At 74.5% G+C, this 4,895-nt stretch carries 6 protein-coding genes and 1 pseudogene; all 7 read left to right on the forward strand.

Features of this window, described 5'->3' with window-relative positions; genetic code table 11:
- Window positions 1-429, forward strand: a pseudogene (locus PYV61_RS20910) (LD-carboxypeptidase); the annotation flags it as partial.
- A gap of 135 nt (window positions 430-564) precedes the next feature.
- Window positions 565-921, forward strand: a complete 357-nt coding sequence (locus tag PYV61_RS20915; protein ID WP_275835279.1) for a rhodanese-like domain-containing protein — start codon at window positions 565-567, stop codon at window positions 919-921.
- 85 nt (window positions 922-1,006) lie between these two features.
- On the forward strand, window positions 1,007-1,549 hold the full coding sequence (locus tag PYV61_RS20920) for a CoA pyrophosphatase (protein WP_275835281.1): 543 nt from the start codon (window positions 1,007-1,009) through the stop codon (window positions 1,547-1,549).
- 24 nt (window positions 1,550-1,573) lie between these two features.
- Entirely contained in the window at window positions 1,574-2,947 is a 1,374-nt protein-coding gene (locus PYV61_RS20925) for an Nramp family divalent metal transporter (protein ID WP_275835283.1), read from the forward strand.
- Between the two features lie 40 nt (window positions 2,948-2,987).
- On the forward strand, window positions 2,988-3,476 hold the full coding sequence (locus tag PYV61_RS20930; RefSeq protein ID WP_275835285.1) for a universal stress protein: 489 nt from the start codon (window positions 2,988-2,990) through the stop codon (window positions 3,474-3,476).
- 18 nt (window positions 3,477-3,494) lie between these two features.
- The gene (locus tag PYV61_RS20935) at window positions 3,495-4,175 is read left to right on the forward strand and encodes a metal-dependent transcriptional regulator (RefSeq protein ID WP_275835287.1); all 681 of its coding nucleotides are present in this window, start codon (window positions 3,495-3,497) and stop codon (window positions 4,173-4,175) included.
- 79 nt (window positions 4,176-4,254) lie between these two features.
- Window positions 4,255-4,749 (forward strand): phage holin family protein, encoded by a 495-nt coding sequence (locus PYV61_RS20940; protein ID WP_275835289.1) that lies wholly within the window; start codon window positions 4,255-4,257, stop codon window positions 4,747-4,749.
- Window positions 4,750-4,895: the final 146 nt, after the last annotated feature.

Genomic DNA, 4,895 nt, shown 5'->3' on the forward strand with positions numbered 1-4,895 from the left:
GCCGCGCCCGCGGCCCGCACGCTGCGCCCCGCGCTGGCGCGCGGGCGGCTGGCCGGCGGCAACCTGGCGCTGCTGTCCGCGCTCGCCGGCACGCCGTGGGCGCCGCGCTTCGACGGCGCGATCGCCGTGTTCGAGGACGTCAACGAGGCGACCTACCGCGTGGACCGGATGCTGCGCCAGCTGCTGCTGGCCGGGTGCCTGGCCGGCTGCCGCGGGATCGCGTTCGGCCACTGCACGGCGTGCCCCGAGCACCACGAGGACGACGGGAGGCGCACGCTGGCCGCCGTCGTGCGCGAGGTCGCCGACGCGCTCGACGTCCCCGCCGTACTCGGCGTGCCGGTCGGCCATCTCGACGAGCAGTGGACGATCCCGCTCGGCGCCACGGCGGTGCTGGATGCGGACGAGGCGAGTATGATCGTGGAGTGGTGAGGGACGAACCGCAACGGCGGGAGTCGTGACGGCGGGAGTCGGCACTACGGGAGTCGCTACAGCGCACTGCGCGGTCACGACTCCCGCCCTTTCGACTCCCGCCGTCACGACTCCCGCCCTTCCCGAGAATCCGGAATGAAGACCGCCGCCGACCTGATCAACGAAGCGAAGGGCCGCATCACCGAGACGACCGCCGACGAGGTGCGCGAGCGGCGGGCGCGCGGGGACGCGTTCACGCTGCTCGACGTGCGCGAGCCGAACGAGTGGGCGATGGGGCACATCGAGGGCGCGGTGCACATCCCGCGCGGCGTCATGGAGTCGGCCATCGAGGCGCGCGTGCCGCGCGACCAGGAGGTCGTGATCTACTGCGCCTCCGGCAACCGCTCGGCGCTGGCCGCCGACGTGCTGCAGCAGATGGGCTACCGGACGGTCAGCTCGATGCGCGGCGGGATCCGCGGGTGGGCGGACGCGGGGGGCGAGGTCGCGCACTGAGCGGGGCGTCCTGAGCGCGGCGTCCGACCACCCCGAGCTCGCGGCGCTGGTCGTCGCGCTGGCCGCGCGGCCGGGGCGCGCGGCGGTGCTGCGCCCCGGCGACCCGGTGCCGCGCGACGCGGCCGTCGCGCTGGTGCTGCGCGTCAACGGCGGGACGCCCGAGCTGCTGTTCGTGCGGCGCGCCGAGTACCCGGGCGACCCGTGGAGCGGCCACGTGGCGTTCCCGGGCGGCCGGCACGAGCCCGACGACCCGACGCCGTGGGATACCGCGGCACGCGAGACGTGGGAGGAGACCGGGCTCGACCTGCGGCGCCACGCGCGGCTGCTGGGGACGCTGGACGACCTGTACCCGCGGACGCCGTCGCTGCCGCCGATCGTGGTGCGGCCGCACGTGGCGCTGCTCGAGGTGGAGGCGGAGCTGCGGCTGAGCGACGAGCTGGCGGCGGCGTTCTGGGTGCCGGTGCGGCGGTTCGCGGAGCCCGGGTTCGCCACGACCTCGACGGTGCAGGCGCGGGGGCACGCGCTGACGGTGCCGAGCTTCGTCCACGAGGGGCACACCATCTGGGGGATGACCCACCGGATCCTCACCGACCTGCTGCAACGCTGGCCGCCCCCAGTTGCGGAGTAAGTTAGGCCGTCCTAACTTGGCCGCATGGCCTTACCTCAGTCCGTTCCGCCCGAGGAGCCGCCTGCCGAGCAGCCGCCGCCCGGGTGGCGGCGGGCGCGGCTGGCGCCGTCGCTCGCCGAGGCGTACCAGACCGTGCCGGTGCACGGCACGTCGTGGTGGCGGAAGCTGCTGGCGTTCGCCGGGCCCGGCTACCTCGTGGCGGTCGGCTACATGGACCCGGGGAACTGGGCCACCGACCTCGCCGGCGGGTCGCGGTTCGGGTACGCGCTGCTCAGCGTGATCCTGCTGTCGAACCTGATGGCGGTCCTGCTGCAGGGGCTGTCGTCCAAGCTCGGGATCGTCACCGGGCGCGACCTCGCGCAGGCGTGCCGCGACCACTACTCGCGCCCCGTGGCGATGGGGCTGTGGGTGCTGTGCGAGATCGCGATCGCGGCGTGCGACCTGGCCGAGGTGATCGGGACGGCGATCGCGCTCAACCTGCTGTTCGGGATCCCGCTGACCTGGGGGATCCTGATCACCGCGGTGGACGTGCTGCTCGTGCTGACGCTGCAGAACAAGGGGTTCCGGCGGCTGGAGGCGCTGGTGATCGCGCTCGTCGCCACGGTCGGCGCCTGCTTCCTCTTCGAACTGTTCGTGTCGCGCCCCGACATGGGCGCCGTGGCGCGCGGCTTCGTCCCCGACCCGGACATCGTCCGCGACCCCGAGAAGCTCTACATCGCGATCGGGATCCTGGGCGCCACCGTGATGCCGCACAACCTCTACCTGCACAGCTCGATCGTGCAGACGCGGAAGTACGCGCAGGACGCGGCGGGGAAGCGCGAGGCGGTGCGGTTCGCCTTCATCGACTCCACGGTGGCGCTGTCGCTGGCGCTGTTCATCAACGCGGCGATCCTGATCGTGGCCGCGGCGACCTTCCACCGCTCGGGGAACACGCAGGTCGCCGAGATCCAGGACGCCTACAAGCTGCTCTCCCCGCTGCTCGGGGTCGGGGCGGCGAGCACGGTGTTCGCGCTGGCGCTGCTGGCGTCGGGGCAGAACTCGACGCTGACGGGGACGCTCGCGGGGCAGATCGTGATGGAGGGGTTCCTCGACATCCGGCTGCGCCCGTGGATGCGGCGGCTCATCACGCGCGCGATCGCCATCGTGCCGGCGGTGATCGTCTCCGTCATCTACGGCGAGAGCGGGACGGCGCGGCTGCTGGTGCTGTCGCAGGTGATCCTGTCGCTGCAGCTCTCGTTCGCGGTCTTCCCGCTGGTGCAGTTCACGAGCGACCGGGTGAAGATGGGCGCCTTCGTGAACCCGGGGTGGCTGAAGGCCCTGGCGTGGACGGTCGCGGTGGTGATCGGCAGCCTGAACGCGTGGCTCCTGGTCCAGACGTTCACGGAGTGGCTGGCGTAGCCGGCTTGCGGCGGACGCGGCGGCGCGCCAAGGTCTAGCCATGCCGGTCTACGCCCGCATCCTCGTCCCGCTGGAGCACTCGTCGTACGACGCGGCGATCCTCGACCACGTCCGGCCGCTGGCGCGGCTGTGCGGGGCGAGCCTGACGCTGATCCACGTCGCGGACGGGTGGGTGGCGCGCAACATCGGCCAGGTGCCGCTGCGCGAGTCGGAGGAGATGCGGAAGGACCGCGAGTACCTGGAGTCGGTGTGCGCCTCGCTGGAGGCCGACGGCTTCGAGTGCGAGTCGGTGCTGGCCTGCGGCGACGCGGCGCACGAGATCCTGTCGGCCGCCGAGCGGGAGCAGTGCGACCTGATCGCGATGGCGACGCACGGGCACCGCTTCCTCGCCGACGTGGTGTACGGGAGCGTGGCGGAGGCGGTGCGGCACCGGGCGACGATCCCCGTGCTGCTGCTGCGCGGGCGGCAGACGGCGGCGCCGACCCCCACGCGCGGACTCGACCCGATCCCGGTCCCGCCGCCGGTCTAGGCCGGGTACCTTCCGGCCATGTCGACCGCCCCGACGCTGACCGCCCCGGTCGAGGACTACCTCAAGGCCGTCTACGAGCTGGAGCGGGCCCGGGGCGCCGCCGCCACCAACGACCTCGCGCACCGCCTCGGCGTCGCCCCGGCGAGCGTGAGCGGGATGGTGAAGCGCCTCGCCGACCAGGGGCTGCTCACGTACGAGCGCTACCGCGGCGTGCGCCTCACCGCCGACGGGCGGCGCGCCGCGCTCCGCACCCTGCGCCGCCACCGCATCCTCGAGTGCTACCTGGCCACGGTCCTCGGCTACCCGTGGGACCGGGTGCACGAGGAGGCCGAGCGGCTGGAGCACGCGGCGTCCGACCAGCTCATCGACCGGATGGCGGCGGCGCTCGGCGACCCGGCGTTCGACCCGCACGGCGCGCCGATCCCGACGCGCGAGGGGGCGGTGGACGAGCGGCGCCACCTCGCGCTGTCGGACCTCGAGCCGGGGGCGCGGGCGCGGGTGGTGCGCGTGAGCGACGAGGACGGGGCGCTGCTGCGGTACCTCGGCGAGCTGGCGCTGACCCCGGGGACGGAGCTGACGCTGGTGGCGCGGGCGCCGTTCGACGGGCCGCTGACGCTGGCGGTGGGGGACGCGCGCCCGGCGGTGGGGCCGGGCGTCGCGCAGCAGGTGCTCGTCGAGCCCCTCGATCCGGAGGGGTGACCGGAACGCTCCTTGCGCCCCCGGGTCGGCGCGCCCCGGCCGGAGGCGCCCGCGACCGTCGTCCCCCCGGAGGTTTCCCGTGGCCAGTCGTCCCCCCGCGCCGCTCGATCCCGACGCCGGCATCCCCGATCTCATCCGCCGCCTCGCCGACGACTCCAAGCGGCTCGCGCTCGACGAGGTGCGGCTGGCGAAGCTGGAGATGAAGGACAACGTGCGCGACGGCGCCAAGGGGGGCGTGCGCCTCGCCATCGCGTTCGGCGCGGGCGTCGTGGCGCTCACCGCGCTGACCATCGCGCTCGCGGCGCTGCTCGGGCGCCTGCTGAACGGGAACTACTGGGCCGGGACGCTGATCGTCGGCGCGCTGGAGCTGGGCGCGGCGTTCGTGCTGGTGACGCGCGGGCTGAAGCGGATGGCGGAGCCGGAGTTCGGCTTCCCCGAGTCGCGCGAGGCGCTGAAGGAGACCGCGCAGTGGGTGAAGGCGGTGCGCGAGCCCGAGCTGACGCCGCGCCCCGCGCGGGCCGACCTGCCGCGCGCGACGCAGGGGAACGGCCGGATCCCCGAGCGCGCCGACTGAGCCCGCGCGCGCGAGGCGCGCGGGAACCGGCGCCGCGCGACGTCCGTTCCGCCGCCGCCCGCATGCCAGTCGCCCGCGCCCTCCTCCTCGCCCTCGCGCTCGCGCGCCCCGCGGCCGCTCAGCCGCCGGGGGCGGTCGTGGTCGAG

The sequence above is a fragment of the Roseisolibacter sp. H3M3-2 genome, from assembly GCF_029211165.1.
Taxonomy (GTDB): Bacteria; Gemmatimonadota; Gemmatimonadetes; order Gemmatimonadales; family Gemmatimonadaceae; genus Roseisolibacter.